Origin of the sequence: Mycolicibacterium baixiangningiae (assembly GCF_016313185.1) — a bacterium.
Taxonomy (GTDB): Bacteria; Actinomycetota; Actinomycetes; order Mycobacteriales; family Mycobacteriaceae; genus Mycobacterium; species Mycobacterium baixiangningiae.
In genome coordinates this window covers 1,322,853-1,348,923 of the sequence record NZ_CP066218.1, presented here as the reverse complement: position 1 = coordinate 1,348,923, position 26,071 = coordinate 1,322,853, and the positions used below count along the sequence as shown (strand labels likewise).

Below are 26,071 nucleotides of genomic sequence, written 5' to 3'. Positions count from 1 at the left end.
TACCGGCTAACCTACCGGTTGGTTGGCGATCGACGATTGGAGCCGGCATGGGAGTACGGGTTGGCTGACCCGGTTCGCATCGGCAACTGCTCGGGCTTCTACGGGGACCGCCGAGCCGCGATGCGCGAGATGCTCACCGACGGCGAGCTGGACTTCCTCACCGGGGACTACCTCGCCGAGCTCACCATGCTGATCCTGGCCCGCGACCGGGCCACGAGCCCCGACCGCGGTTACGCCAAGACCTTCCTGAGCCAGCTCGAGGAATGCCTCGGCCTCGCGATCGAGCGGGGCGTGCGGATCGTGACCAACGCCGGCGGCCTCAACCCCGCCGGGCTGGCCGCCGCGGTCCGCGCCCTGGCCGAGCGGCTGGGACTCACCGTCGCCGTCGCGCACGTCGAAGGCGACGACCTCGTCGGCCGGGCCGGTGAACTCGGCTTCGGCACACCGCTGGCGGCCAACGCCTACCTGGGTGCGTGGGGCATCGCCGACTGCCTGACCGCCGGTGCCGACGTGGTGGTGACGGGACGGGTCACCGACGCGTCGGTGACCGTCGGCCCTGCCGCCGCACACTTCGGCTGGCAGCGCACCGACTACGACGCGCTGGCCGGAGCGGTCGCCGCGGGGCACGTCCTCGAATGCGGCGTACAGGCCACCGGCGGCAACTACGCGTTCTTCACCGACGTGCCCGACCTCGTCCACGCCGGCTTCCCGCTCGCCGAGATCCACGCCGACGGCTCCTCGGTGATCACCAAACACCCCGGAAGCGGCGGCGCCGTCACCGTCGACACCGTCACCGCCCAGCTGCTCTACGAGATCTCCGGCGCCCGCTATGCCAACCCCGACGTCACGTTGCGGGTTGACTCGCTGCGACTGCACGACGACGGACCCGACCGGGTGCGCATCGACGGCGTCGTAGGCGAACCACCACCCCCGACCCTGAAGGTGTCACTGAACAGTGTCGGCGGGTTCCGCAACGCGATGACGTTCGTGCTCACTGGTCTCGATATCGAGGCGAAGGCCGCGCTGGTGCGCCGGCAGCTCGACGCCGGGCTGACCGTCGCGCCCGCCGAACTCGAGTGGACACTGGCCCGCACCGACCACCCCGACGCCGACACCGAGGAGACGGCCAGCGCGCTGCTGCGCTGTGTGGTGCGCGATCCCGATCCGGCAGTCGTCGGGCGCCGGTTCTCCAACGCCGCCGTCGAACTCGCGCTCGCCAGTTACCCCGGGTTCCATGTCACCGCCCCTCCGGCCGACGGACAGGTCTACGGCGTGTTCACCGCCGGTTACGTGGCCGCGGACGAGGTGCCGCACCTCGCGGTCCACGCCGACGGCACCCGCACCGACATCGCGGCGGCGACGGACACCCGCGAGTTGCAGCCCGTCGACGAACCCGCGCTGCCGTCGCCGCGTGCGCTCGGTCCGACGCGGCGGGCGCCGCTGGGGCTGATCGCCGGTGCGCGCAGCGGCGACAAGGGCGGCAGCGCGAACATCGGCGTCTGGGTGCGCACCGGCGCTCAGTGGCGCTGGCTCGCGCACACGCTGACCGTCGACACCCTGTGCGAACTGTTGCCCGAGACCGCCGGGCTCCCCGTTACCCGGCACCTGCTGCCCAACCTGCGGGCCGTCAACTTCGTCGTCGACGGCATCCTCGGCCAGGGCGTCGCCTATCAGGCCCGGTTCGACCCGCAGGCCAAAGGGCTCGGCGAATGGCTGCGCAGCCGCCATCTGGACATCCCCGAGGAGTTGTTGCCCCAGTGAGCATCTGGCATACCCCCGAGCGCGAACAGTTGCGAAAGTCCGTGCGGGCCTTTGCCGAACGCGAGGTGCTGCCGCACGTCGACGAGTGGGAACGCAGCGGCGAACTGCCCCGCGAGTTGCACCGCGCGGCAGGAGAGGCGGGACTACTGGGCGCCGGGATGCCCGAATCGGTGGGCGGTGGCGGCGGTCACGGCGCCGACGCGGTGATCATCTGCGAGGAGATGCACTACGCGGGTACCCCCGGCGGGGTGTTCGCCTCGCTGTTCACCTGCGGCATCGCGACGCCGCACATAGCCGCATCCGGCGACGAGCGGCTGATCGACGCCTACGTCCGTCCGACACTGCGCGGGGAACTCATCGGCGCCCTCGCGATCACCGAACCCGGCGGCGGCTCCGACGTCGGGCACCTGACCACCCGCGCGGACCGGGACGGCGACTCCTATGTGGTCAACGGCGCGAAGACCTACATCACCTCAGGGGTGCGGGCGGACTACGTCGTCACGGCGGTACGCACCGGCGGCCCGGGCGCCGGCGGGGTGTCGCTGCTGGTGGTCGACAAGGGCTCACCTGGATTTCACGTCACCCGCAAGCTCGACAAGATGGGTTGGCGGTCCAGCGACACCGCCGAGCTGTCCTACACCGACGTCCGTGTGCCGGTGGCCAACCTGGTCGGCGCCGAGAACACCGGCTTCCTGCAGATCGCCGGCGCGTTCGTCTCGGAGCGGGTAGGGCTTGCCGCACAGGCATATTCGAGTGCGCAGCGCTGTCTCGACCTGACCGTGCAGTGGTGCCGCGACCGCGAGACGTTCGGGCGGCCGCTGATCTCGCGGCAGTCGGTGCAGAACACGCTGGCCGAGATGGCCCGGCGCATCGACGTTGCCCGCGTGTACACCCACCACGTCGTCGAAAGGCAGCTGTTTGGGGAGGCCGATCTGATCACCGAGGTGTGCTTCGCCAAGAACACCGCCGTCGAGGCCGGCGAGTGGGTGGCCCACCAGGCGGTCCAGCTGTTCGGCGGGATGGGTTACATGGCCGAATCCGAGGTGGAGCGGCAGTACCGCGACATGCGGATCCTCGGCATCGGTGGCGGAACCACCGAAATCCTCACCTCGCTGGCCGCCAAGACGCTGGGATACCGATCATGACCATCACATCCGCACTCGACCCGTCCTCGGTCGCATACGCCGAGGCCGCGCAGGCGATGACCGCCAAGCTCGCCGAACTCGACGCCGAACACGCCAAGGCACTGGCCGGCGGCGGTGCGAAGTACGTCGAACGCCACCACGCACGAGGCAAACTCACCGCCCGTGAGCGCATCGAACTGCTCGTCGACCCCGACTCGCCGTTCCTGGAGCTGAGCCCAGTGGCCGCATGGGGCAGCGAGTTCGCCGTCGGCGCCAGTGTGGTCACCGGCATCGGCGCGGTCAGCGGGGTGGAATGCCTCCTGGTGGCCAACGACCCGACGGTCAAGGGCGGCACCAGCAATCCGTGGACCCTGCGGAAGGTATTGCGCGCCAACCAGATCGCCCTGCAAAACCGGTTACCTGTGATCTCGCTCGTCGAATCCGGCGGCGCCGACCTGCCCACGCAGAAAGAGGTCTTCATCCCCGGCGGGCAGATGTTCCGGGACCTCACCCGCCTGTCGGCGGCCGGGATCCCCACGATCGCGCTGGTGTTCGGCAACTCCACGGCCGGTGGCGCCTACGTACCCGGCCTGTCCGACCACGTGGTGATGATCAAGGAGCGCTCGAAGGTGTTCCTGGCCGGGCCGCCGCTGGTGAAGATGGCCACCGGCGAGGAGTCCGACGACGAATCGCTGGGCGGGGCCGAGATGCATTCCCGTACCTCGGGTCTCGGCGACTACTTCGCCGTCGATGAGCTCGACGCGCTGCGGATCGGCCGGCGCATCGTGGGGCGGCTCAACTGGCGCAAGCAGGGGCCGGCACCGGGTCCGGTGACCGAGCCGCTGTTCGACGGCGAGCACCTGCTGGGCGTCGTGCCGTCGGACCTGCGCATCCCGTTCGACCCGCGGGAGGTCATCGCCCGCATCGTCGACGGTTCGGAATTCGACGAGTTCAAGGCGCTCTACGGGTCGTCGCTGGTGACGGGCTGGGCGAGGCTGCACGGCTTTCCGATCGGCATCCTCGCCAACGCCCGCGGGGTGCTCTTCAGCGAGGAGTCGCAGAAGGCCACCCAGTTCATCCAGCTGGCGAACCGGTCGAACACGCCCCTTCTGTTCCTGCACAACACGACCGGGTACATGGTCGGTAAGCAGTACGAAGAGGGCGGGATGATCAAACACGGTTCGATGATGATCAACGCGGTGTCGAATTCGACGGTGCCACACCTTTCACTGCTGATCGGTGCGTCCTACGGCGCCGGGCACTACGGCATGTGCGGGCGCGCCTACGATCCCCGCTTCCTGTTCGCGTGGCCGAGCGCCAAGGCCGCGGTGATGGGCGGCACGCAGCTGGCAGGCGTGATCTCCATCGTCAGCCGCGCGGCGGCCGAGGCCCGCGGACAAGTAGTGGACGACGCCACTGATGCTTCTTTGCGGGCGGCGATCGAAGCGCAGATCGAGGCGGAGTCGCTGCCGATGTTCCTCTCGGGCCGGCTCTACGACGACGGGGTGATCGACCCGCGCGACACCCGCACCGTGCTGGGGATGTGCCTGTCCGCCATCGCGAACGGGCCGATCGAGGGGACGTCGAATTTCGGCGTCTTCCGGATGTGAGCGCCGCAATGACTGCGATTTCGGCGTGCCTGGTCGCGGTGAGCGCAACTAAGCACGCCGAAATCGCAGAGGAGGGGGCGCAGTGATCACCAGAGTCCTCGTCGCCAACCGCGGCGAGATCGCCCGCCGGGTGTTCGCCACGTGCCGCCGCCTCGGCCTCGGCACCGTCGCGGTCTACACCGAGCCCGACGCCCGGTCGCCGCACGTCGCCGAAGCCGATGCGCGGGTACGGCTGGACGGCACCGACGGTTACCTCGACATCGCCCAGCTGACCGCCGCCGCGAAGGCCGCAGGCGCCGACGCCGTCCACCCCGGATACGGATTCCTCTCGGAGAACGCGGAATTCGCGGCGGCGGTACAGGACGCCGGGCTGACGTGGATCGGCCCGCCCGTCGCGGCCGTCACGGCCATGGGCAGCAAGATCGAAGCCAAGAAGATCATGGCCGCGGCCGGTGTCCCGGTCCTCGACGAACTCGACCCGGCCGGGGTCACCGCCGGCCAACTGCCCGTTCTGGTGAAGGCATCGGCCGGTGGTGGCGGCCGCGGCATGCGGGTGGTGCGCGACCTCGGCGCCCTGGCCGACGAGGTGGCCGCCGCGCAACGCGAGGCGCAGTCCGCGTTCGGTGATCCGACGGTGTTCTGCGAGCGGTACCTCACGGCGGGCCATCACATCGAGGTGCAGGTGATGGCGGACGTGCACGGCACCGTGTGGGCGGTCGGCGAGCGCGAGTGCTCGATCCAGCGCCGCCACCAGAAGGTCATCGAGGAGGCGCCGTCGCCGCTGGTGGAACGCACCCCGGGGATGCGCGCCGAACTGTTCGAGGCGGCCCGCCTCGCGGCGAAGGCGATCGGCTACACCGGCGCGGGCACCGTCGAGTTCATGGCTTCATCAGATCCGTCGGACGCCGGCGACTTCTACTTCCTGGAGATGAACACCCGCCTGCAGGTGGAGCATCCGGTCACCGAGGCCACCACCGGCCTCGACCTCGTCGAACTGCAGCTCCTGGTCGCCGACGGCCATCGGCTGGACCCCGAACCACCGCCGACGCGCGGCCATTCGATCGAGGCGCGGGTCTACGCGGAGGACCCCGCGCGCAACTGGCAGCCGCAGGCAGGCACCGTGCACCGCTTCGAGGTGTCCGGCGCCGCAACGGCGTTCGGCCCGCAGACAGGAGCCGGGGTGCGCGTGGACTCCGGCGTGGTCGACGGTTCGATGGTGTCGATCTTCTACGATCCGATGCTCGCCAAGGTCATCTCGTATGCGTCGACGCGCAGACAGGCCGCGGGCATCCTGGCCGACGCGCTGGTGCGCACGCGGCTGCACGGGGTCCGCACCAACCGTGACCTGCTGGTCAACGTGCTGCGGCATCCGGCGTTCCTCGACGGCGCGACCGACACCGCGTTCTTCGACACCCACGGACTCGCCGCACTCGCCGCCCCGGTCGGCGATGCCCGGGCCGCCGGGCTGTCGATGATCGCCGCCGCAATCGCCGACGCCGCCGGGAACCGCGCCGTCGCAACCGTCTTCGCGGCGGCCCCGAGCGGGTGGCGCAACCTGGCGTCGGGCCACCAGCGCAACTGCTACCGGGACGCCGCGGGCGACGAACACGAGGTGCGCTACCGCTTCACCCGCACCGGTGTGCAGATCGCCGACCACGACGGGGTGGCGGTGGTGTCGTCGAGTCCGCAGCGGGTGGTTCTCTCCGCCGACGGTGTCGAGTTCCCGTTCGACGTCGCCCGCTACGGGGAGGCGGTGTTCGTCGATTCACCGCTCGGCCCTGTCGAATTCGTCGCGCTACCACGGTTCGGTGATCCGGAGTCCGCCGTCGCGCAGGGATCGCTGGTGGCGCCGATGCCCGGGGCGGTGGTGCGCGTCGGCGCGGCCGTCGGTGACACCGTGACCGCCGGTCAGCCGCTGGTGTGGCTGGAGGCCATGAAGATGGAGCACACGTTGACCGCGCCCGGCGACGGTGTGCTCGCCGAACTCAATGTCGCACCCGGCCAACAGGTCGAGGTCGGAACCGTATTGGCGCGAGTACTCGCCGCCGTCCAGACCCAAGGAGATACCCCATGACCGGTTTCGTGGAGACCGAAGAACAGCAGGCCCTGCGCGCGGCGGTGGCCGCGATGTCGGCGAACTACGGCCAGGACTACTACCTGGAGAAGGCTCGCGCCGGGGAGCACACCACCGAGTTGTGGTCCGAAGCAGGCAAACTCGGCTTCATCGGGGTGAACCTTCCCGAGGAGTACGGCGGTGGCGGCGCCGGTATGTACGAGCTGTCGCTGGTGATGGAGGAGATGTCGGCGGCCGGTTCGGCACTGCTGATGATGGTGGTCTCCCCCGCGATCAACGGCACGATCATCAGCAAGTTCGGCACCGACGAGCAGAAGCGGCGGTGGCTGCCCGGCATCGCCGACGGTTCGATCACGATGGCGTTCGCGATCACCGAACCCGACGCCGGGTCCAACAGCCACAAGATCACCACCACCGCGCGCCGCGACGGCGGCGACTGGATCCTGAGCGGCCAGAAGGTCTACATCTCCGGCGTGGACCAGGCGCAGGCGGTGCTGGTCGTCGGACGCACGGAGGAAGCCAAGACCGGCAACCTGAAACCCGCGCTGTTCGTCGTTCCGACCGACACCCCAGGGCTGACCTGGACGAAGATCGACATGGAACTCATCAGCCCGGAGAACCAGTTCCAGGTCTTCCTCGATGACGTCCGCCTGCCGGCCGACGCGCTGGTCGGATCCGAGGACGCCGCGATCGCGCAACTGTTCGCGGGCCTCAACCCCGAGCGCATCATGGGCGCGGCCAGCGCGGTCGGGATGGGCCGCTTCGCCCTCGGCCGCGCGGTGGACTACGTGAAGACCCGCCAGGTGTGGAAGACGCCGATCGGCGCGCACCAGGGTCTCTCGCACCCGTTGGCGCAGAACCACATCGAGATCGAGCTGGCCAGGCTGATGATGCAGAAGGCCGCGGCGCTCTACGACAGCGGTGACGACGCCGGCGCCGCCGAGGCCGCGAACATGGCGAAGTATGCGGCCGGTGAGGCGTCGGTGCGGGCGGTCGACCAGGCCGTGCAGTCGATGGGTGGCAACGGGTTGACGAAGGAGTACGGCGTCGCGGCGGCGGTGACCGCGTCGCGGCTGGCCCGCATCGCCCCCGTCAGCCGCGAGATGATCCTCAACTTCGTGGCGCAGACCTCGCTCGGCCTACCCCGGTCGTACTGATGAGGTCGTACTGATGAGCGAGCTCGTCCGGTACTCCGTCGACGGCAGCGTCGCGCGGCTGACGCTGGACTCCCCGCACAACCGCAACGCCCTGTCGACGGCACTGGTCGAGCAGTTGCACGAGGGCCTGCGCAAGGCCGCCTCGGACACAGCGGTGCGGGCGGTGGTCCTCGGCCACACCGGCGGCACGTTCTGCGCCGGCGCCGATCTGCGCGAAGCCGCCGGACGCGAACCGGGTGACGTCGCCGTCGAACGCGCGCGGGAACTGACCGGTGCGCTGCGGTCGATCCTCGAACTGCCGGTTCCGGTGGTCGCCGCAGTGAACGGGCACGTGCGCGCGGGCGGGCTCGGCCTGATCGCCGCGTGCGACATCGTGGTCGCCGGCGCCGGCAGCACCTTCGCGCTGACCGAGGCGCGGATCGGCGTCGCGCCGTCGATCATCTCGCTGACACTGCTGCCGAAGATGACGCCGCGGGCGGCCGGGCGCTACTTCGTCACCGGGGAGAAGTTCGGGCCGCAGGAGGCCGAACGGATCGGGTTGATCAGCGTCGCCGCCGACGACGTCGAGACCGCGGTCGCGGAACTGACCGCACAGATCGGTCGCGGATCGCCCCAGGGGCTGGCGGCGTCCAAGGCGCTGACGACGGCTGCCGTCCTCGAGGCCTTCGATCGCGACGCCGCGTCGCTGACCGAACAATCGGCCGCACTGTTCGTCTCCGACGAGGCGCGCGAGGGCATGCTGGCTTTCCTGCAGAAACGCCCGCCGAGCTGGCTGAACTGACCACCCGGGGCGCACATGCGGCGGGCCGCCGGCGAAGAAATGTGTTTGAAATCGCATAGGCCTGAGAGTGCCGCCGCACGTTACACATTCGGTGCCGACCGGCGCGATAATCCCAGCGTGCGTCGATGACTTTTCGACGGTGGCGAGGTGACACCGAAGAAACTTCGACCGTCTAGAGGGTTCGCCACGGCGGGCGAGGGCACAGTTTGGCCAACACCCTTGCATGTGCCGGTGTTCGTCGTAGGCTCGTCTCTGATGAGCACACCTGCGACGCCGCGGAACGGTTCGAAGCGCGCTGCCGACACCGATCGGATTCAGGTTGCCCAGTTGCTCACCGAGGCCGCGGCGCAGGGCCGTCTCAAGATGACGGAATACGAGAACCGCCTGACGAAGGCGTACGCCGCGCAGACCTACGACGAACTCGCCGTGTTGAGCTCCGACCTGCCGGGGGCGATGACCACTCCGCGCGGCAGTGGGCCCTGCCGGCCGGCGCCGTCGACAGTACTGCTCGCGATCATGAGCGGATTCGAACGCCGCGGCCGGTGGAACGTGCCGCGCCGCCTCACCACGGTCGCGGTCTTCGGTGGCGGCGTCGTCGACCTGAGGTACGCGGACTTCACCGCTCCCGAGGTCGAGATCCGGTCGTACTCGGTGTTCGGGGGGCAGACCATCCTGGTGCCGCCGGAGGTGAACGTCGACCTGCACGGAGTCGCGGTGATGGGAGCGTTCGGCCACCGCCTGCCCGGCCACGGCTCCCCCGGGGCGCCGTGCGTGCGGATCGGCGGTCTCGCGCTGTGGGGCAGCGTCGCCGTCAAGCGCAAGAAGCGCAAGCAGGTCGGTTAGTCCGTCGCCGCATCGTCGCCCGCAGGGGCGGATGTCTCGCCGGCCTCGTCGCCCGTGGGCGTGTCACCATCCGATGGGGTGGCTTTCTTCGGCGTCGGGTTCGTCAGCCGCTTGATGGTGTTCCTGATGACGGTGCCGACCGGCCCCGGCCGCCGCGCACCGGCGGGCTGCGTGGCGTCGGGCTCCTCGTCCTTCACGGTCGACGCCGACTGGCGGTCCGCCGCCGTCTCGACGGGCTGGCGCGCGGGGACCGTCACGCGGTTGTTGTCGGGGTCGGCGAGGTTGCGCAGGAAGGTGGCGGTCTCCCGGGGCGTGGGAACCACGGCGGCCGGCCGGTAGACGTCGGGGTCGGCCAGCGGATCGTTGTCGGGATAGCCGTAGTTGACGATGTCGGTCAGCGGGTCTTCGATCGCGTCCGCGAACCGGTTGCCCGGGTCTCCGCCGTAGGTGCGCAGCGGTTGCAGCAGCGGCAGGCCGTTACGGCGGTAGCTGATGTAGGTGGTCTGGCCGACCTGCTTGATGACGACGGACTCGCCGGAGCCAAGCACGACCTCTCGCTCCGCGCCGGCGCCGATGGCGGTCTGGCACGCGGCGTCGCAGTTCGAGCCGCTGAGGTCGAGTTCGCCGTCGGCGTCGACCGGCAGGTTGACGTCGTTCTGGTTCAGCCGGTTGTCGAAGTAGGTCGCCAGGGAATTCGCCATCGCGATCGGGTTGAGCACGTACGCCGGGGTGTTGCCGTTGATGTCGTATTCGTAGCCGACGTCGATCACCTGCGCGCCGGGCGAGGTCGGTGTCGGCAGGGGGTTCACCCCGATGACGGCGAAGATCGGATAGCGGGTGCCGAAGCCGCCGTTGGGCCGGGCGACGCTGTTGTCGAGGACGTAGACGGCGTTGGTGGCGACGGGATCGTCACCACCGGTGGCCTCGAGGTAGGTGAGCAGCAGGCTGACGTTGGCGGCGCCCCAGCCCGACGACAGCACGAGGTTGTCGTCGTCGTCCGCGTTCGCGGCGAGCGCGTCGTGGACGCCGAAGGGTCCGGTGAAGAAGCTGACCGAGACCAGGTCACGTCCTTCGGCGAATGCGCCCTGGTAGAAGTCTTCGATTCCCGCGCCGGTCGGATTGGTCGAACTGCCCTCGGTGATCAGGGCCGACAGCTCGTACATGGCGGAGGCCACCGACTCCGGGCGCAGCACCGCGACGCCACCGGCGGCCGCGACACTGGCGACGATGACGCTGCTCACCGCGGCCGGCAACGCCGCGCGGCGAAGCCGCCCCGCGGGGATGCGGTCAGTGGTCCGGCGACACGATCCGGCGCGGTGATTCGCCATTGATTCCCCTCAACCTGTGCACCGTCCGCTTCGGGCCTCCCCCGACCCGACCGGACGCTGTGAATTCAGCAAACAATAGCGCAGGGAGACAGGGTTCGATAGAGGCGACGTGCGGGCTCACCGACGTCTTCGCGACGTCAAATAGTCGCCGACCACCGCGGCGCCGAGGCCGTCGAGATCGGGGACGACGACCCGGCCTCCCACCCGGCGGGCCACCTGGTCGATGAACCGGGCCAGGCCAGGGTCGCTGCCCAGCCGGAAGATCGTGACCTGCGCACCCAGCCGGGCCACCTCGTCGAACCCGCGGACGGTGTGGGCGATGGTCCGCGGATGCGGCGGGTAATCAAAAAACACTGCGGAACCCTCGTCACCGCCGAAGTCCTCGAGATGGGCGGTCGGTTCCCCGTCGGTGACCACCAGGATGACGGGCTGGGCGTTCGGATGCCGGCGCAGGTGCCGGGTGGCCAGGGCCAGCGCGTGGTGCAGGTTGGTGCCCTGCTCGTAGACGCCCTCCAGGCCGGTGAGTTCGGCCGCGCTCACCGTCCTGGCGTACCGGCCGAACGCGACGATCTGCAGCGCGTCCGAGCGGAACCGGGTGCTCACCAGATGGTTGAGCGCGAGTGCGGTCCGCTTCATCGGCAGCCACCGGTTCTCCATCACCATCGAGAACGAGGTGTCCACGAGCAGTGCGACCGCGGCCTGTGTTCTGGTCTCGGTCTCGGAGATCTCGACGTCGTCGACGCTGATGCTCAGCGGTATCTCGCGCGTGCCCGTACCCGAGCTGATCCCCCGGTCCTGCCCGCCGGCCTGCCGCAGCACCGCATTCGTCAGGGTGCGGGTGACGTTCCACGGTTCGGTGTCACCGAACTGCCAGGGCCGGGTGGCGCCGGTCAGCTCCCCCGCCGCGCCGGCACGCCGCGTGTCCCGCTCGCCGTGGCGGCCCGAGAGTTGTTGTGCCACATCACGAAGCGCAGCCTGACCCAGCTGGCGCATCGCTTTCGGCGACAGCCGCCACTTACCGTCGGACCCGCGGTCGAGGAAGCCCTGGTTCATCAGTGCGCGTTCGAGTTCGGCCAGCGTCCTGGCGTCGACGGCGGCCTGGTCGCCCAGTTGCCTAGCCAGCGCCTCGAGGTCGACGTCGTCCATCGAGGCGCCCGCGTAGCTCTGCGAGAGCTGCTCGGCGAGCTGTTCGAGCTCACCGATGTCGGCCAGCGCCTGCGCACCTTCCCCCATGCCCAGCGGATTGTCGCCGGAGAACTCCGAGGAACCCGTCCAGTCCTCCCCCGGGCGTGCGGCCTGCAGATGCGAGTCGAGCCGGTTGAGCGCGTTCATCAGCGACGGTGAACCGAACGCCTGCTGCGCCAGCGCGTCCAGCTCGGCACGCTGATCGGGTGAGAGGCTGTTGCGGAACCGCTGCGCCGCTGCGGCGCGTTGGGCCAGCGAGTCGAGCAGTTCGTCGACGTTGCGCGGATTCTCCGGGAAGAACTCGCCGTGCTTGGCCATGAAGTCCTGAAAATCTTCTGGGGAATCTTGTCCCTTGGCGTGCTTGTCCAGCAGGCCGTTGAGGTCGTCGAGCATCTCGTTGACGCGCTGACGGTCCTCGTCGGTCGCGTTCTCCAGCGCCTGCTTCATCCCGGCGAACCGCTGGTCGAGCATCTCGCGGCCGAGCAGATCCTTGATCTGGTCGTACTTCTCGCGGGCCTCGGGGCTGCGCCACTCGTAGTCGCTCAGCTCCTGGACGGCCTTGGCAGGCGATGGTGAGAGCGACTCGATCTGCATCTCGGCGAAGCGGGCGTCGTCATCGAGGGCGCGGGCGAGTTCCTTGCGCTCGGCGAGCACCGCATCGTCGAGAAGCTTCTTGATCTCCTGCAGGGTGCCATCGAGGTTGTTGCGCGCCAACAACTCTCGCCGCCGCCGGTTGGCCTCGGCGGCCAGCCGGTCGGCGCCGCGCATGTTCTTCGTTCCTCGCCGGAGCATCTCGGACAGGGCGCGCCGGGGCGAGCTGCCCTCCATCACGTCCTCGCCGATCTGCTCGAGCGCCTCGCGCAGATCCACCGGCGGGGCCAGCGGATCGGGCCCGCCGGTGTAGCGGGAGTATCGGGACGACCGGCCGTGGGCCCGGCGCCGGCCGCCGGAATCAGCCATAGACGGTTTCGCCTTCGCCCGCGACCTTGTCGATCCGCTTCGCCAGGTACAGCGCCTCGAGAGCCAGCTCGACGGCGGCGGCGCGCTCACCGTCGGTCTGCGCCCCCAGCCGAGTCGAAATCGCATCGATCACCGGCAGGTCGGGCAGCGCGGCAAGCACGTCCTTGGCCAATACGCGCTCACCGGTCGTCACCGGGGAACCCTCCTCGACGGCCGCGACCAGCGGCCCGACGTCCAGGCCGCCCAGCAACCGTTGCGCGGTGTCGGCGGTGGCGCGGCGCAGCAGGTGTTCCAGCACCGCCTGCTCGCGCCCCTCCTCACCGGATTCGAATTCCAGCTTCCCGCGCAGGACGTCGACGACGGTGCCGAGGTCGACCACGCGGGCCACGGGCTCCTGCTCGCCGAGGATCGTCGACCGGTGCCGGGCGGCCGCGGCGACGGTCTCGGCAGCCGCGATCGCGAACCGCGCAGACACACCGGAGCGCTGGTCGATCGACTGCGATTCGCGCAGGTTGCGGGCGAAGCGGGCCAGGATCTGCAGCAGGTGGTCGGGCACCGCCGCGGCGAGTTGCGCCTCCTGGGTGATGACGCCGACCTCGGCGGCGAGTGCCAGCGGGTAGTGGGTGCGGATCTCGGCGCCGAAGCGGTCCTTGAGCGGGGTGATGATGCGGCCGCGGTTGGTGTAGTCCTCGGGGTTCGCGCTGGCGACGACCAGCACGTCGAGCGGCAGGCGCAGCGTGTAGCCGCGGACCTGGATGTCGCGCTCTTCCATCACGTTGAGCATCGACACCTGGATGCGCTCGGCCAGGTCGGGCAGCTCGTTGATCGCGACGATGCCGCGGTGCGCGCGTGGGATCAGCCCGTAGGCGATGGTCTCGGGGTCGCCGAGACTGCGGCCCTCGGCCACCTTGATCGGGTCGATGTCGCCGACGAGGTCGGCCACGCTGGTGTCGGGGGTGGCGAGCTTCTCGGTGTAGCGCTCGCTGCGGTGGCGCCACTCCACCTTGAGGTCATCACCGGAATCGGCCGCCCGCCGGATCGACGCCGGGGTGATCGGGGTGAAGGGGTGCTCGCCGAGCTCCGAACCCTCGATGACGGGCGTCCACTCGTCGAGCAGACCGGTCAGCGCGCGGAGCAGTCGCGTCTTGCCCTGACCGCGCTCACCGAGCAGCACGACGTCGTGGCCGGCGATCAGCGCCCGCTCGAGCTGCGGGATCACCGTGTCCTCGAAACCCAGGATCCCGGGCCACATGTCGCGCCCTTCGGCCAGTCCGGCCAGCAGGTTCTCCTGGATTTCCTGTTTGACGCCCCGCTCGCGATGGCCGGAGGCGCGTAGTTCGCCGACGGTCCGGGGCAGGTCATGAGGTTGAGTCACCACTCCACGCTACGACTGCCCGGCAAGTGCGGCATCGCTTCCCCCGTGAGCGAACGGTCCAGGCCGGTAGTCTGCGGCCGCGATCGGACCTACTCCGCGGCGGGTTGCCCGCCCACCTTCTCGTACTTACGGACGTCGTTGATGACGTCGAGACGTTGCTCGCTGGTCCAGTCGAGCTGGGTCTTCGGGGTTTCGGCGCCCTCGAAAGCCCGCTCGTAGCTCAACAGATCCCAGCCGTACTCGTGTGGCAGGTAGTCGTTGCGGATGAACCGGGTCCGGATGTCGTCCGGGAAGGACTGCACTTGACCGTTGAGGACGACGGTCTCGACCTTGCCCGGCTGGTACAGCACGCGGATGTCCTTCACCGGGTCACCGTTGACGACGATGATGTCGGCCAGCTTGCCCTCGGCCAGCACGCCGAGGTCGTCGGGCAGGCCCATCGCGTTGGCGCCGTGCTTGGTGCCGGCCTGAATGGCCTCCAGCGAACTCATGCCGGTGTAGAGCATCAGCATCTCCAGTTCGCGAGCATGCCACTGGCCGTACGGGACGAGCGAGAACCCGCTGTCGGTGCCCATCGCGAACTTCACCCCGGCCGCATACGCCCGGTGCAGGCTGTCCATCGTCGCGTCGTTCATCCGCTTCGTGGCCTCCGAGATGGACGGGCGCAGCCGCAGCGTCTCGGCGAACTCGACGATGTGATGCATCAGCAACTGAGTTGGTGCCAATGGAATCTGGCTTTTGGCCAGCTTCTCGATGGTGGCGTCGGACATGTGGTTGCCGTGCATGATGTGGTCGAACCCTGCCTCCACCGCGGCGTTCATCTCGCCGTCGCCGCGTGCGTGGATGGTGATCTGCAGACCCAGCTGGTGGGCGAGATCGGCACACATCTTCAGCTCGTCGTTGGTGAACGCCTGGTAGTCACCAAACGGGCTGTCGGCGATCTTGATCAGGTCCACCCCGGCCTTCTTCTGGCGGCGGATCTCGTCGATCATCTCGGCCGGAGTGTTGGTAAGTCTGCCGGTGCTGGATTCCGGGTTTCCGGTGGCATCCGGGAACCAGTCCGTCAGCCCGTTGCTGGTGGTGAGATACCTTCCGGCCGAGGTCATCCGGGGGCCGTGCACGATGCCGCGCTTGATACCTTCCCGCAATCCGACGCCGATGTAGTACGACCCGCCCGGTTGCGAGATGGAGGTGACGCCGGCGGCCAGCACCTTCTCCACGTTGGCGGCGGCGATCAGCGTCCGCACCTCGGCAGGGGTGTACATCGAGATCTCTTCCTCGGTGCGCGCCAGCCCGTACGTCATGTGGCAGTGGATGTCGATCAGTCCCGGCATCACGGTCTTGCCCCGGGCGTCGATCACCTCCAGTCGCGCGCCCCGCGGGACGTCGGTCTCGCGGTCCACCGCACCGAGCTTTACGATCCGTGCATTGTGTACCAGCACAGCGCAATCGGGGACGGGCGGGTTGGCATCGCCGTCGACGACGGTGCCGTTCTCGATCAGCAGCCAGCTGTCGGCCATGTTCACTCCTCCTTGGGCTCGGATCTCAGGCGAGCCCGACGCGGTGTCGGGTCACGATCTCGACGAACGCGTCGGGATCTTCGAAGTACGGCGCGTGGCCGCACCCGGGCATCAGTTCGAGCGTCACGCCGGGCAGGTTCTTCTGAGCCTCGACTCCCATCGACGGCGGGGTCCACTTGTCGTCGGCGCCCCAGACCAGCAGCACGGGCAGTTCGGGCAACAGCTTCGCCAGCTCGGCGTCCTGACGGGCGTCGTTGCACTCGGTGTCCAGCCACTCCGAGACACGCAGCAGGGCCTCTTTGGCGCCGGTCGAGGAGTTCGTCATCGACTCCTCCCGCACCCACGCGTCGGTGACCATCTCCGGGTCCGAAACCAGGAACGTCAGCTTGCGACGAACGCCGGCCGAGCTGCCGTCGGAGAGCACCTCCGGCGGGGTGTGGAACTCCTGCGGGAAGTCGCCGACGCCGACCGACCCGATGAGCACCAGGCCGGCCACCAGGTCCATGCGGTTCACAGCGAGGTGCGCCGCGACGTGACCGCCCAGCGATGTGCCGGCGAGGGTCACCTTCGACAGTCCGAGAGAATCGAGCACACCCGCGATCACATCGGCGAAACCAGCTGCACTGTAATCGATGTCGGTACGCTTCTCTGCGAAACCGTGGCCCGGGAAATCGATGGCGAGCACCCGGAAGCCGGCGGCCACCAGGCCCGGCATGACCGGGACGAACCGGTCCGCCCGGGACCCGGCGCCGTGCAGGCACACCAGGACGTTGTCACCGGAACCGGATTCGACGACCCTGGTGGTGACGCCGGCCCCGGTCACCGGATAGGCGATCACGGTGTCGCGCCCGTAGTGGAACGGGTAACGCCGAGGTTCCGCGGCGGGCCCGGCCGCCACCTCCTGCACCGTCACGACGCTTCAGCGGGGCGCACCGCGAGTGCCTCGATCTCGACGCGGGCCGCCTCCTCGACCAGGCCACCGATGATGAGCAGGGTGTTCGGCGGGTAGACGCCGGACGGGTAGATCTCCGGGAACTTCGCCAGCCGGCCCTTCATGAACTCCGGGATCATCTCCCGCCCAACGACATAGGTGCGGAACCCGATGACGTTCTCGAAGCCGAGGCCGGCAGCGGCCAGCGCGACACCGAGATTGTCGTACGTGGCCTTCACCTGCTCGGCACCGTCGGAGGTGGGGAACTTGCCGTCGGCGTCCGCGCCCATCTGCCCGGCCACCACGACGATCTCACCCGGCGTCCCGATCCCCAGCGTGGAGTAGTTGCCGAACTTGGGAAGGGCCGCGTCCTGATAGGTGATCACTGATCTATCTCTTTTCTTCTCTGTGTTGTTCGATGACTAAACGGTGTAGCGGACCGCGCCGGTACCGCAGATCCAGGCCGGTGTGGGCTGGTAGGTGAGCACTTCGCACGGCGCGCCACCCATCGCTCCGGCGACGGCCATCCAGTTGAGGATCTCGTGCCCTCCGTGGCCGCCGCACTTTTCGACGTCGTCGTAGGTCCAGGAGAACAGGGTCTGCATGTCACCGGCGGACAGCAGCTTCAGAAATTCCTGATCCCATTCGGGGTTGACGCAGGCGTCGCCCATCTCCTCGGCCATCTTGATCTCGTACGGGCCGATGTCGGTCCACAGGTCGGGGTCGCGCTCCAGGTAACCGCGCCCTTCGTTCTGGAACGTCTTCATCCTGGCCAGGAAGTCGTCGGGTTCGCGACTCGGCTCCCAGATCGGCGGCCAGTGTGACAGACCACCGGTGCCCCAGAACATGATTCGCTTGTCGCCGTTCTCGACGGCGGCCCGCACTGCCGCCCCCACCTGGTAAGCGCGCTTCATGGTGATCAGCGGCGGGGTGAAGACGTTGATGTACACCGGGATGATCGGGATGTCGCCCTCGGGCCGCAACAGCTTCATCGGCACCATCAGGTTGTTGCCGAACTCCGCGGAGCTCATCCGGGCCGCGTCGATGCCGGAGCCCACCAACGTGCGCAGGATGTGCTCGGCGAGATCCTTTTCCCCGCCGAAGGTCTGCACCTCGTCGAACTTCAGGAGTTCGAGGAGGTGCTCGCCAGGCCCGGTGTGCTGTTCGGCCACACCGATGCTGACCGACGGCATCAGGTTGCGGAAGTGGTTCTCGAAGTGGTCGTCCAGAAACGCGATGATTACATCGGCCTGGGCTTGGGCGACGGTCTTCTTGAGCTCGTCATAGGCGGCGAACACCGCCGCGTGCTCCTCTGCGGTGACATCTCCGGGCCAGCCGAGGATCCCAGGCGCGTGCGACGCCGAAAGCGCCCCAACCACCGGCATCTCAGCCCTCGGTCCTGACCCGGTTGGACAACGTGCCCACACCGGCGATCTCGACCTCGACGACGTCACCGTCACGCAGGAACTCCGGGGGCGTGCGCTTGAACCCGACGCCGGCAGCGGTTCCGGTGACGATGATGTCGCCCGGCAGAAGTGGTGTGACCTCGGAGATCTCGGAGATCAGCCGGGGGATGTCGAAGATCAGATCCCGGGTCCAGGCGTTCTGCTTGACCGTCCCGTTGACCCGCAGCGTGATCTCGATGTCGGGATCGACGCCGATGGTGTCGCGGTCGACGACACCTGGGCCGATGGGAGTTGATGCGGGGGCGTTCTTGCCGAGGGTCCATTGCACGTGGCGCACCTGACGGTCCCGTACCGACACATCGTTGACGACGGTGTAGCCGGCCACCGCATCCCAGGCTTCCTTCTCCGACACGTTGCGCGCCGGAGCACCGATGACGACACCGAGTTCGGCCTCCCAGTCGAACTCCGTCGACAGCGACTGCGGCAGTTCCAGCACATCGTCAGGACCCGCGATCGAGCTCAGCGCCTTGAGGAACACCACCGGCGCCTCCGGCACCTTGGCCATGAAGACGTCCTTGGATTCCTCCTGATGATCCAGGTAGTTGATGCCGATGCAGAAGATCCGGCTGGTGGGCACCACCGGAGGCAGCAGCGCGACGTCACTGCGGCGCACGCGTCCGGCCCGCGCGTCGGTGATGCGATCGGTCTGTCCGGCAGTCAGCAGCACCAGGGCGTCGCGCAGTGACCAGTCCAGGCCGACGATCTCGTCCCCGTCGATGTATCCGCACCGTGTGCTGCCCTGGTGGACGAATTGAACTAACTGCAACGAACTTCTCCTTCGGTTTTCGTGGGTTCGGCAGCACCGGCCAGGAAGGCTTCTTCGGTACCGCCCAGGAAGATGTGCGAGAAGCTGGGATCGGCCCGCAGCTCGGCCGCCGACCCCGACCGGCGTACCCGTCCCGTGGCCAGTACGTAGGCCCAATCTGCCGATGCCATCGCCAGATTGGCCCGCTGTTCGACCAGCAGCACCGCGATCCCGCTGGCCTTCAGCTCTGCCAGCTGCTCGTCGAGCAGGCGTGACGCCATCTCCTCGGTCAGGCCTGCGGTGGGTTCGTCGAGAAGCAACACCTTCGGCTCGAGCATCAGCACCCGCGCCATCGCCAGCATCTTGCGCTCCCCGCCGGACAGCACGCCGGCGTGCCGTTTGAGCATGGATTGCAGCCGCGGGAACAGTTCGAGCACGCGCTCCTTGTTGGTCGCGACCTTGGCCCGCGACAACCGGTATCCGCCGATGACGATGTTCTCCTCGACCGTCAGCGGTTTGAAGACGTCATCGATCTGCGGGACGTATCCCATTCCGTTGGCGGCCCGTTCGGCGGTGGACATGTCGGTGATGTCCCCGCAGCCGGCCAGAGTGACCGTCCCCTCCATCGGCGTGACCAAGCCTGTCAACCCCTTGAGCAGGGTGCTCTTGCCGCAACCGTTGGGCCCGACCACACACGCGGTGGCGCCGGCGACCAGTTCCAGGCTGACGCTGTGCACGATCGGTACGCCGTGGTAACCGACCGTGAGGTCGCGAACTCCGAGAACCGATGTGCCGGAGCGGTTCTGGGCGTCATCCCGCGACATAGGCGTCCACCACTTCCTGTTCGCGGCGGGCTGCCGCCATGGATCCTTCGAACAGCACCCGACCGCGGGCCATGACCACGACGGCGTCGGTCAGGCGTTCCACCGCGTCGAGCTCGTGGGCGACCATCAGGATGCTGATGCCCCGGTCCCGCAACTCCATCAGGAACTCGGAGATGCGCTCGATGATGCTCGCGTGCACACCGGCGAACGGTTCGTCGAGCAGCAGCATCTCGGGCTCGGTGGTGACCGCTCTGAGCAGCTCGAGGATGCGTCGCTGACCCCCGGAGAGGTCGCCCATGTAGTCGTTCTCCTTGGTGTCGAGCCCGAACTCGGCCAGCAACGCCCGGGCTCTGACCACCGCGTCGCGCTGACCGGGCAGCCAGCTACGCCTGGGCCGGGTGAACACCTGTAGGAATCCGGTGCCGCCCACCGAGCGGTCCGCCAGTAGCAGGTTCTCCAGCACGGTGAGGCGCCCGAAATCGGCGGGCATCTGGAAGGTCCGCACGATACCGCGACGAGAACGCGCGTACGGCGGCAGCTTTGCGATGTCCTGTCCGCGATGCAGCACGCAGCCGGCCTCCACCGGTGCGGTCCCGGCCAGTGCGTGTAACAGCGTGGACTTACCCGCGCCGTTGGGGCCGACCACAGCGGTGATCCTGGCGTTGGGCACGCTCAACGACACGTCCTCCAGCACACGGTTTTTGCCGTAGGCGACTGTGAGCCCCTCGACGGCCAGGATCCGATCGTCACTCATCACGCGACTCCCTGCTCGGCTTCGGTGCGGACCCGGCGCTCGGGGGTCGGACGCAACGTCTCCCAGAACGGCACCGGCGCTCCGTCGAGGCCGAATGTGCGCTTACGCTCAGGGAATACGCCTTGCGGGCGCCACCACAGAAATCCGAGGATCACCAGGCCGACCACCACGAACTGCAATGCGTCGACCGTGCCTGGTGCACCGAACTGCGGGAGGTATCGCGTCGCCTCGGTCAGGCCCACCGGGAGCAACAGGGCGCCGAGCAGCACACCGAACCGGTTGCCTGCACCGCCGACGATCACCGCGCCCATCAGGATCAGCGTTTCCTGGTACGCCCAGTCCGCCGGTGCGTAGGTCCCGATGAACGACGCCAGGAGCGCGCCGCTGAGCGCACCCAGGCCATTGCCGACGGCGAACGCCGACAACCGCACCGGGGTGACGTTGATACCGAGGGCGTCCGCGGCTTCCGGATTCTCCCGTACCGCCCGCAGCACCCGCCACAGCGGCGCCCGGGAGATCCGCAGCACCACCCAGGCCGCCAGAACCGTGAGCAGGACCGCGAATCCTGCGTAAAGCCAGGAGTGTTCGTCCGACCGCAGGCCCAGCTGTTCCTTGAGCGGAGCCGGGATCAGATACAACCCGTGGCCGCCTCCGAGCAGCCCGGGCATCGCCACGACGAGCGCGCCGGCGATCAGCGCCACCGACAGCATCGCCACGGCCTGGTAGTCAGACCGCAACCGCCGCAGCGCGACCAGACCGATCGGCAGCGAGATCAGCATGCCGGCCAGCACTGCACCGACGAAAGGCAACGGGAACGGCAGCGACGCACCCCAGAAGTACGCCTGGACAAGGGTGCCGCCCTCGGCTTCCGGTGCCCCCAGCGAGAGCAGCGCCACGGTGTAGCCGCCCACGGCCACCGACACGATGTAGCTCAGGTTGAGCAGACCCGTGTCGGAGTACTGCAGCTCCAGGCCCCAGCAGCCGATGACGGCGACCGCGCCGTAGACCACCAGCGTGACGATGTAGAAGGAGAGATCTGCGCTCATACCTGCAATGCCCTGCCTGCCGAGAACTCCGCGCGGATGCCCTGCGGCCGTGCCATCAGCACACCGATCAGCACCACCAGCGCGATGGCGATCTTGAAGCTGGGGTCCAGCCACACGGCGGTCAGTTCCGTCGCCAGCCCGAGGACGAGTGCGCCGAGCATCGCGCCGTAGGCGTCACCGATACCGCCGAGCACCGCGGCGGCGATGACCAGCACGATGAACGTGCGCCCCGAGGTCGCCGAGAACGACGAACTGATGACGAACAACGCCACCCCCGCCAGGCCGCACAGCGCTCCGGAGATCGCCCAGGCGGTGGCCACCACCCGCTGGGTGGCGATACCGCACGACTGGGCCAGGCCGCCGTCCACCGACGCCGCGCGCATGGCCAGCCCCAGTCGGGAACGCCTGAGCAGCAGATGCATTCCGATCATCGTCGTCAGCGCCAGCGCGATCACGCTCAGCTGCAGATCGGTGACGGCAGCACTGGCGATGGTGAACACCACCGTCGGGGTGACCTCGTACCCGAACGACGTCGGTCCTACCAGGGCCAGCAGGGCGTTGGCGAGCACCAGGCTCACCGCCAGGCTGATCACCAGCATCTGGAACACCGACACACCGCGCCGCGCGAACGGTTGGTACACAAAGCGATTCAGCAGCAACGAGACCACCACACCTGCCGCGACGCCGACCACCGCCGCACCGGCCATCGGAAGTCCGGCGTGACCGGCCCCCAGCGCCGCGAACCCCGACACCACCATCGTCTCGCTGAACGCCAGGTTGAAGACGTTGGAGACGCTGTATTGCAGGGTGAAACCGACCGCGGCCAAGGCGAGCACCGCGGCGATCACCACCCCAAACACCGTCGCGGAGACAAGGAGGTTCACGAGGTCAGCGCTGTCCGCTCGCGAGGGCCTCGAGTTCTTCGGCGGGCAGCTGGCTCACCAACCGCAACTGCTTGGCGGACGGATCCCATTCGTGAAAGGCGAAAGCACCGATCACATTGTGGAATTCGTTGAGCCGGTACTCGCCGTTGGCGCCGACGTACTGGACGTCCTCACCCTTACCGAGGGCCTCGACACCCGCGGCGTAGTCCGTGACCACGGTCTTACCTTCGCCGGGGGCCAGGATTTCAGGGATGGCCGAGTTGTAGTCCTCGGGCTTCACCGAATCGGTCTTGGTGGCGGCCAGACCCGACAGGATGACGCCGTCGTAGGCGGCTCGGGAGTATGCGCTGTCCTTGAAGGACGGGATGTCGATACCGTCCTGGCCCTGTAGCGACTCGAGGGTCTCGACGAAGGTCTCGGTGCCGCCGCCGCCTTCCTGCGCATACCGGACGACGACCTGCAACGACTTGGCCAGCGCCTCGTCACCGCCGTATGCGCCCAGTGCCGTCTTCTGCCAGTCACCGGTGGTGGCAAGGGTGTTGGTGACGATCGGGATATCCCGGCCACCGGCCTGGTTGAGCTCGGTCAGGAACGTCCCCGCAGTGACCGCGTCGGCTTCGAAGAGGATGGCGGCCGGCCGGTTCTGCAGGATCCGGGCCACCTCGGTGCGGTAGGACGGCTGCTCGGGCTGAATCGTCATGGCCTCGGTGACACCGACACCCAGACCTCCGAGGGCTTCCTCGAGCGGCGGGATGTTCGCCTGCGCCGACGCGCCGCTGACGAACACCAGTGCGACCTTGTCGAAGTTCTGCCGTTGCGAGTGCAGCGCCATTGCCTGCGCGCCAACCGAATCCGAGGTGATCAGACGGTAGTAGTGGTCGAGCTCGGTGCGGTCGAAGCGACCGTCGCCGGCCGGGGAGAACATCACCTGACCGGCTTCCTCGAGCACCGGGGCGGCCGCGACGGCCTCGGCGGTGCTGGGACCGAGCACGGTGAACAGGTTGGACGTGGTGTTGAGCATCTGCCGCGCCGCGGGCACCGAGTCGCTGGCCGTGCCCTTGGTGTCAAACGCCTCGCACTCGATGTCGCGGCCGAGCACACCGCCGGCCTCGTTGATCTCCGCAGCCGCGGGCAGACATCCGTTGACCGCCTCGGCACCTTCCACCGCGGTGGGACCGCTGAAAGCCATCAGCATGCCCACCACCAGCGGGTCGGCGGAGTCGGCCTCACCGCCCCCGCCGGAGCATGCGGGCACCGCGAACAACACGGCCGCGGCCGCTGCGGTCGACCAGACCTTCGTCGACTTCTTCATGTCACTCCCACCGTGAGTTGGCAACCAATATGCAACCATTCCGCGCCCAATCAGACTAAGAGAGTTGCGCTGTGCCGGGAACACAATCACGCATATCGCCCGGGCGCCACCGCACGACCTTGTTGACTTAGTAGCGCCTAGAACGGGTCCTGCCGGGCGATCGCCAGCGCCCTCTCCAACGCCACGCATACGCACGCGCGGGCGAGCGCGTCCTGCTCCCACGCGGCGCGGGTACGTGCGCGCAGGCCGAGCCAGGGAGTCTCGGTCGTCGCTGACTGCAGGCCGGCCACGACATGGACGTCGGGCGCCATCCGCTGTTGCAGAGCCGCGACCGCGGCCTCGGGCAGATCCACGGTCACGTGCGTCACGGCGGTGCTCCGCAGCAACGCCTCCGCGATGTCGAGACCTGCCCCGCGCACGTCACAGCCACGCAGGGCACCGGTGCCCGGTTCGGAGACCCACCACAGACCCGGCGTGCCGGGCGGCTCGAATCGATGCAGTTCAACGTCCGTTTTCGCGCCGACCTCCGACACTGCGCGCAGCGTCTGACGCAACAGCAGCGTCAACGGTTCCGTGCCGAGACGGGACCTTGCCCTGGTGATCGCACCTCTGGTCGGACGCTGGCGGGAGAGCCCGCGCCCGGTGGCCGCCGGCAACGTCGTCCACAGCAGATCGGTGACTTCGTCGTAATTGGCAAGCGGGGACATCGCCGAGCCGAGGACGTGGTAGATCGTGACCCATGGCGGCAGGCTGCGCACCCGCTCGGCCGCTACGCCGGCAGCTCCCAGCACCTCGTCGACCATTGTGGTCGGCGCCGCGGCCACAAGTGCGGACATGGCCAATCGGTCGAGCGCACTGACCACCTCGATACCGCCTTAAATCAACTGAAATGCCCCACCTGTCCGTCCAGAGTTTACGCACGTGTTACGAGAACCAATCGGGTGACATTGGTCGACTTATGTGCGGTTTGACCGCCCGATGCGCCCAATAAGGCCGCATTGGTTACAGTGAAACGCACTGGCCGTGCGAAAGGAGACTGATGAGCGACGGGTCCACACCACTCGTCGATCGCGACATCCGTCGCCTCATCGACGAGTGGGGCGCCGCCGAATTGCCGCAGAGCGGGCGGTTGCCGGCAGAGCGGCACATCGCCGACCGACTCGGTTGCTCGCGCGCCCAGGTGCGCCGCGTGATGGCTCAGCTCGAACGAGAAGGGCGGGTGGTCCGCGAGGTCGGACGCGGAACCTTCCTCGTTTCCGACGGCGACAAGCCGTCTTCAGGCGTCGGCGGGTCGTTCGCACCGGCCGCGATCATGACCGCTTCGTTGTTGTTCGAACCCGAAGTGGTGGCGCTGGCCGCGCTCGCTGCCACCGAGGAGGACTTCGCCGAGTTGCGCCGCTGCCTCGCAAGAGGTGCTGCGGCAACCGACTACGAATCGTTCGAGCAGTGGGACGTCACCCTGCACCACGCATTCGCCATGGCCACGCACAACCCGCAGATTGTCGCCATGGTGGATGTGCTGAACTCCACCCGCAACAACCCGGTGTGGGGTCGGCTCAAACGCGACGGCTACACGCCGCAGAACCGCGCCACCATCGAACGCGAACACCAGGAGATCGTCGAGGCCCTGATCCAACGTGACCGGCGCCGGGCGGCCACCGCGATGACCGACCATCTGCACTTCGTGCGCTCGGTGGTGTCCGGACAATGACGCAAACCGGTACGCAGATCACCTCGGTCGCTCAGTACCTGGACGATCAGATACTCGCCGGCGCAGTGAAACCCGGCGACCGGGTGCCGACCGAGCGCGCGCTGGCCGAACTACTCCAGTGCAGTCGCCACGATGTGCGCAGGCAACTCGACGTGCTGGAGAATCAAGGACGCATCACCCGCGAGGTGGGCCGCGGTACCTTCCTGACCCACGACGGCACGGTCGCCCCCGCGCCGGTGGCGGCACCGGTGAAGATCAGCCCGCTGGACCTGATCGATGCGCGGGCCGCGTGGGAGCCCAATGTGATGACCCTGGTGGCCGTCGCCGCCACCACCGAGGACTTCGACGAAATCCAGCGGTGCCTGGACCAGGGTGAGGCCGCGCACACTCCCGAGCAATTCGCGGAGTGGGACATCGCCTTTCACCGCGCACTGGCGATGGCCACGCACAACTCCGTGGTGGCCGCGCTCAACGACATGGTCGAGTCAGGCAGGCGCCGGCTCGCCGGCAGCGCACTGGACACCCACCCGTACACCCCGCAGAACTTCGCGGTGTGCCAGCGTGACCACCGCGAGATCGCCGAGGCGATCCTCGACCGTGACGCAGCCCGGAGCCGAGAGGCGATGCGCCGGCATCTGCAGACGGTCCGCCGACAGCTGCTCGCCGGTCCGCCCTGACCG

At 68.3% G+C, this 26,071-nt stretch carries 23 protein-coding genes; 9 read left to right on the top strand and 14 right to left on the bottom strand.

The window, feature by feature from the left end:
* Positions 1-120: 120 nt before the first annotated feature.
* The 7 genes from I7X18_RS06335 (at position 121) to I7X18_RS06305 (ending at position 9,350) form a co-directional block, all read left to right on the top strand.
* The gene (locus I7X18_RS06335; RefSeq protein WP_232375486.1) at positions 121-1,761 is read left to right on the top strand and encodes an acyclic terpene utilization AtuA family protein; all 1,641 of its coding nucleotides are present in this window, start codon (positions 121-123) and stop codon (positions 1,759-1,761) included.
* Positions 1,758-2,906, top strand: a complete 1,149-nt coding sequence (locus I7X18_RS06330) for an acyl-CoA dehydrogenase family protein (RefSeq protein WP_193044047.1) — start codon at positions 1,758-1,760, stop codon at positions 2,904-2,906. The genes I7X18_RS06335 and I7X18_RS06330 overlap by 4 nt, the downstream gene beginning before the upstream one ends.
* Complete coding sequence (locus I7X18_RS06325) at positions 2,903-4,495, top strand: acyl-CoA carboxylase subunit beta (RefSeq protein ID WP_226862897.1); 1,593 nt, start codon at positions 2,903-2,905, stop codon at positions 4,493-4,495. Before I7X18_RS06330 ends, I7X18_RS06325 begins: the two co-directional genes overlap by 4 nt.
* 82 nt (positions 4,496-4,577) lie before the next feature.
* Positions 4,578-6,569 (top strand): acetyl/propionyl/methylcrotonyl-CoA carboxylase subunit alpha, encoded by a 1,992-nt coding sequence (locus I7X18_RS06320; RefSeq protein ID WP_193044048.1) that lies wholly within the window; start codon positions 4,578-4,580, stop codon positions 6,567-6,569.
* Positions 6,566-7,726, top strand: coding sequence for an acyl-CoA dehydrogenase family protein (locus I7X18_RS06315; RefSeq protein WP_193044049.1), 1,161 nt, complete (start codon positions 6,566-6,568; stop codon positions 7,724-7,726). The genes I7X18_RS06320 and I7X18_RS06315 overlap by 4 nt, the downstream gene beginning before the upstream one ends.
* A 13-nt stretch (positions 7,727-7,739) precedes the next feature.
* A complete protein-coding gene (locus I7X18_RS06310) occupies positions 7,740-8,507 on the top strand; it encodes an enoyl-CoA hydratase family protein (protein ID WP_193044050.1) in 768 nt (255 codons plus the stop codon).
* Positions 8,508-8,762: 255 nt separating this feature from the next.
* Complete coding sequence (locus tag I7X18_RS06305; protein WP_193044051.1) at positions 8,763-9,350, top strand: DUF1707 SHOCT-like domain-containing protein; 588 nt, start codon at positions 8,763-8,765, stop codon at positions 9,348-9,350.
* Here the strand turns inward: I7X18_RS06305 and I7X18_RS06300 are convergent.
* The 14 genes from I7X18_RS06300 to I7X18_RS06235 all read right to left on the bottom strand — a co-directional run bounded on the left by I7X18_RS06300 (position 9,347) and on the right by I7X18_RS06235 (position 24,516).
* Positions 9,347-10,678 (bottom strand): PE-PPE domain-containing protein, encoded by a 1,332-nt coding sequence (locus tag I7X18_RS06300; protein ID WP_193044052.1) that lies wholly within the window; start codon positions 10,676-10,678, stop codon positions 9,347-9,349. The genes I7X18_RS06305 and I7X18_RS06300 overlap by 4 nt on opposite strands.
* A 117-nt stretch (positions 10,679-10,795) precedes the next feature.
* Positions 10,796-12,823: a VWA domain-containing protein gene (locus I7X18_RS06295; RefSeq protein WP_193044053.1), complete on the bottom strand. Its 2,028-nt coding sequence runs from the start codon at positions 12,821-12,823 to the stop codon at positions 10,796-10,798.
* Complete coding sequence (locus I7X18_RS06290; protein ID WP_193044054.1) at positions 12,816-14,198, bottom strand: sigma 54-interacting transcriptional regulator; 1,383 nt, start codon at positions 14,196-14,198, stop codon at positions 12,816-12,818. Before I7X18_RS06290 ends, I7X18_RS06295 begins: the two co-directional genes overlap by 8 nt.
* Before the next feature lie 89 nt (positions 14,199-14,287).
* Positions 14,288-15,718 carry an amidohydrolase family protein gene (locus tag I7X18_RS06285; RefSeq protein ID WP_193044055.1) on the bottom strand — a complete coding sequence of 477 codons (1,431 nt, stop codon included), beginning with the start codon at positions 15,716-15,718 and terminating at the stop codon, positions 14,288-14,290.
* A gap of 25 nt (positions 15,719-15,743) precedes the next feature.
* Positions 15,744-16,631, bottom strand: a complete 888-nt coding sequence (locus I7X18_RS06280) for an alpha/beta fold hydrolase (protein ID WP_193044056.1) — start codon at positions 16,629-16,631, stop codon at positions 15,744-15,746.
* Positions 16,628-17,035, bottom strand: coding sequence for a RidA family protein (locus I7X18_RS06275; protein ID WP_193044057.1), 408 nt, complete (start codon positions 17,033-17,035; stop codon positions 16,628-16,630). The genes I7X18_RS06280 and I7X18_RS06275 overlap by 4 nt, the downstream gene beginning before the upstream one ends.
* A gap of 36 nt (positions 17,036-17,071) precedes the next feature.
* Positions 17,072-18,034, bottom strand: a complete 963-nt coding sequence (locus I7X18_RS06270; RefSeq protein WP_193044058.1) for a DODA-type extradiol aromatic ring-opening family dioxygenase — start codon at positions 18,032-18,034, stop codon at positions 17,072-17,074.
* Position 18,035: 1 nt separating this feature from the next.
* Positions 18,036-18,881: a fumarylacetoacetate hydrolase family protein gene (locus tag I7X18_RS06265; protein WP_193044059.1), complete on the bottom strand. Its 846-nt coding sequence runs from the start codon at positions 18,879-18,881 to the stop codon at positions 18,036-18,038.
* Positions 18,872-19,684, bottom strand: a complete 813-nt coding sequence (locus I7X18_RS06260) for an ABC transporter ATP-binding protein (protein WP_193044060.1) — start codon at positions 19,682-19,684, stop codon at positions 18,872-18,874. Before I7X18_RS06260 ends, I7X18_RS06265 begins: the two co-directional genes overlap by 10 nt.
* A complete protein-coding gene (locus tag I7X18_RS06255; protein WP_193044061.1) occupies positions 19,671-20,438 on the bottom strand; it encodes an ABC transporter ATP-binding protein in 768 nt (255 codons plus the stop codon). Before I7X18_RS06255 ends, I7X18_RS06260 begins: the two co-directional genes overlap by 14 nt.
* On the bottom strand, positions 20,438-21,484 hold the full coding sequence (locus I7X18_RS06250) for a branched-chain amino acid ABC transporter permease (RefSeq protein WP_193044062.1): 1,047 nt from the start codon (positions 21,482-21,484) through the stop codon (positions 20,438-20,440). The genes I7X18_RS06255 and I7X18_RS06250 overlap by 1 nt, the downstream gene beginning before the upstream one ends.
* Complete coding sequence (locus I7X18_RS06245) at positions 21,481-22,368, bottom strand: branched-chain amino acid ABC transporter permease (RefSeq protein WP_193044063.1); 888 nt, start codon at positions 22,366-22,368, stop codon at positions 21,481-21,483. The genes I7X18_RS06250 and I7X18_RS06245 overlap by 4 nt, the downstream gene beginning before the upstream one ends.
* 4 nt (positions 22,369-22,372) lie before the next feature.
* The gene (locus I7X18_RS06240) at positions 22,373-23,680 is read right to left on the bottom strand and encodes an ABC transporter substrate-binding protein (protein ID WP_193044064.1); all 1,308 of its coding nucleotides are present in this window, start codon (positions 23,678-23,680) and stop codon (positions 22,373-22,375) included.
* Positions 23,681-23,817: 137 nt separating this feature from the next.
* Entirely contained in the window at positions 23,818-24,516 is a 699-nt protein-coding gene (locus I7X18_RS06235; protein WP_193044065.1) for a transposase domain-containing protein, read from the bottom strand.
* Positions 24,517-24,719: 203 nt separating this feature from the next.
* Here I7X18_RS06235 and I7X18_RS06230 point away from each other — a divergent pair, with 203 nt between their 5' ends.
* Positions 24,720-25,391, top strand: coding sequence for a FadR/GntR family transcriptional regulator (locus I7X18_RS06230; RefSeq protein WP_193044066.1), 672 nt, complete (start codon positions 24,720-24,722; stop codon positions 25,389-25,391).
* Entirely contained in the window at positions 25,388-26,068 is a 681-nt protein-coding gene (locus I7X18_RS06225) for a FadR/GntR family transcriptional regulator (RefSeq protein WP_193044067.1), read from the top strand. The genes I7X18_RS06230 and I7X18_RS06225 overlap by 4 nt, the downstream gene beginning before the upstream one ends.
* The last annotated feature ends 3 nt before the right edge of the window (positions 26,069-26,071 follow it).

Bases quoted from the DNA above. Each gene is read 5' to 3' on its own strand.
- I7X18_RS06260 (WP_193044060.1), bottom strand. From the start codon at position 19,684: ATGTCGCGGGATGACGCCCAGAACCGCTCCGGCACATCGGTTCTCGGA.
- I7X18_RS06300 (WP_193044052.1), bottom strand. From the start codon at position 10,678: ATGGCGAATCACCGCGCCGGATCGTGTCGCCGGACCACTGACCGCATC.
- I7X18_RS06315 (WP_193044049.1), top strand. From the start codon at position 6,566: ATGACCGGTTTCGTGGAGACCGAAGAACAGCAGGCCCTGCGCGCGGCG.
- I7X18_RS06270 (WP_193044058.1), bottom strand. From the start codon at position 18,034: ATGCCGGTGGTTGGGGCGCTTTCGGCGTCGCACGCGCCTGGGATCCTC.
- I7X18_RS06235 (WP_193044065.1), bottom strand. From the start codon at position 24,516: ATGTCCGCACTTGTGGCCGCGGCGCCGACCACAATGGTCGACGAGGTG.
- I7X18_RS06225 (WP_193044067.1), top strand. From the start codon at position 25,388: ATGACGCAAACCGGTACGCAGATCACCTCGGTCGCTCAGTACCTGGAC.
- I7X18_RS06335 (WP_232375486.1), top strand. From the start codon at position 121: ATGCGCGAGATGCTCACCGACGGCGAGCTGGACTTCCTCACCGGGGAC.
- I7X18_RS06255 (WP_193044061.1), bottom strand. From the start codon at position 20,438: ATGAGTGACGATCGGATCCTGGCCGTCGAGGGGCTCACAGTCGCCTAC.
- I7X18_RS06285 (WP_193044055.1), bottom strand. From the start codon at position 15,718: ATGGCCGACAGCTGGCTGCTGATCGAGAACGGCACCGTCGTCGACGGC.
- I7X18_RS06305 (WP_193044051.1), top strand. From the start codon at position 8,763: ATGAGCACACCTGCGACGCCGCGGAACGGTTCGAAGCGCGCTGCCGAC.
- I7X18_RS06310 (WP_193044050.1), top strand. From the start codon at position 7,740: ATGAGCGAGCTCGTCCGGTACTCCGTCGACGGCAGCGTCGCGCGGCTG.
- I7X18_RS06230 (WP_193044066.1), top strand. From the start codon at position 24,720: ATGAGCGACGGGTCCACACCACTCGTCGATCGCGACATCCGTCGCCTC.
- I7X18_RS06250 (WP_193044062.1), bottom strand. From the start codon at position 21,484: ATGAGCGCAGATCTCTCCTTCTACATCGTCACGCTGGTGGTCTACGGC.
- I7X18_RS06325 (WP_226862897.1), top strand. From the start codon at position 2,903: ATGACCATCACATCCGCACTCGACCCGTCCTCGGTCGCATACGCCGAG.
- I7X18_RS06295 (WP_193044053.1), bottom strand. From the start codon at position 12,823: ATGGCTGATTCCGGCGGCCGGCGCCGGGCCCACGGCCGGTCGTCCCGA.
- I7X18_RS06240 (WP_193044064.1), bottom strand. From the start codon at position 23,680: ATGAAGAAGTCGACGAAGGTCTGGTCGACCGCAGCGGCCGCGGCCGTG.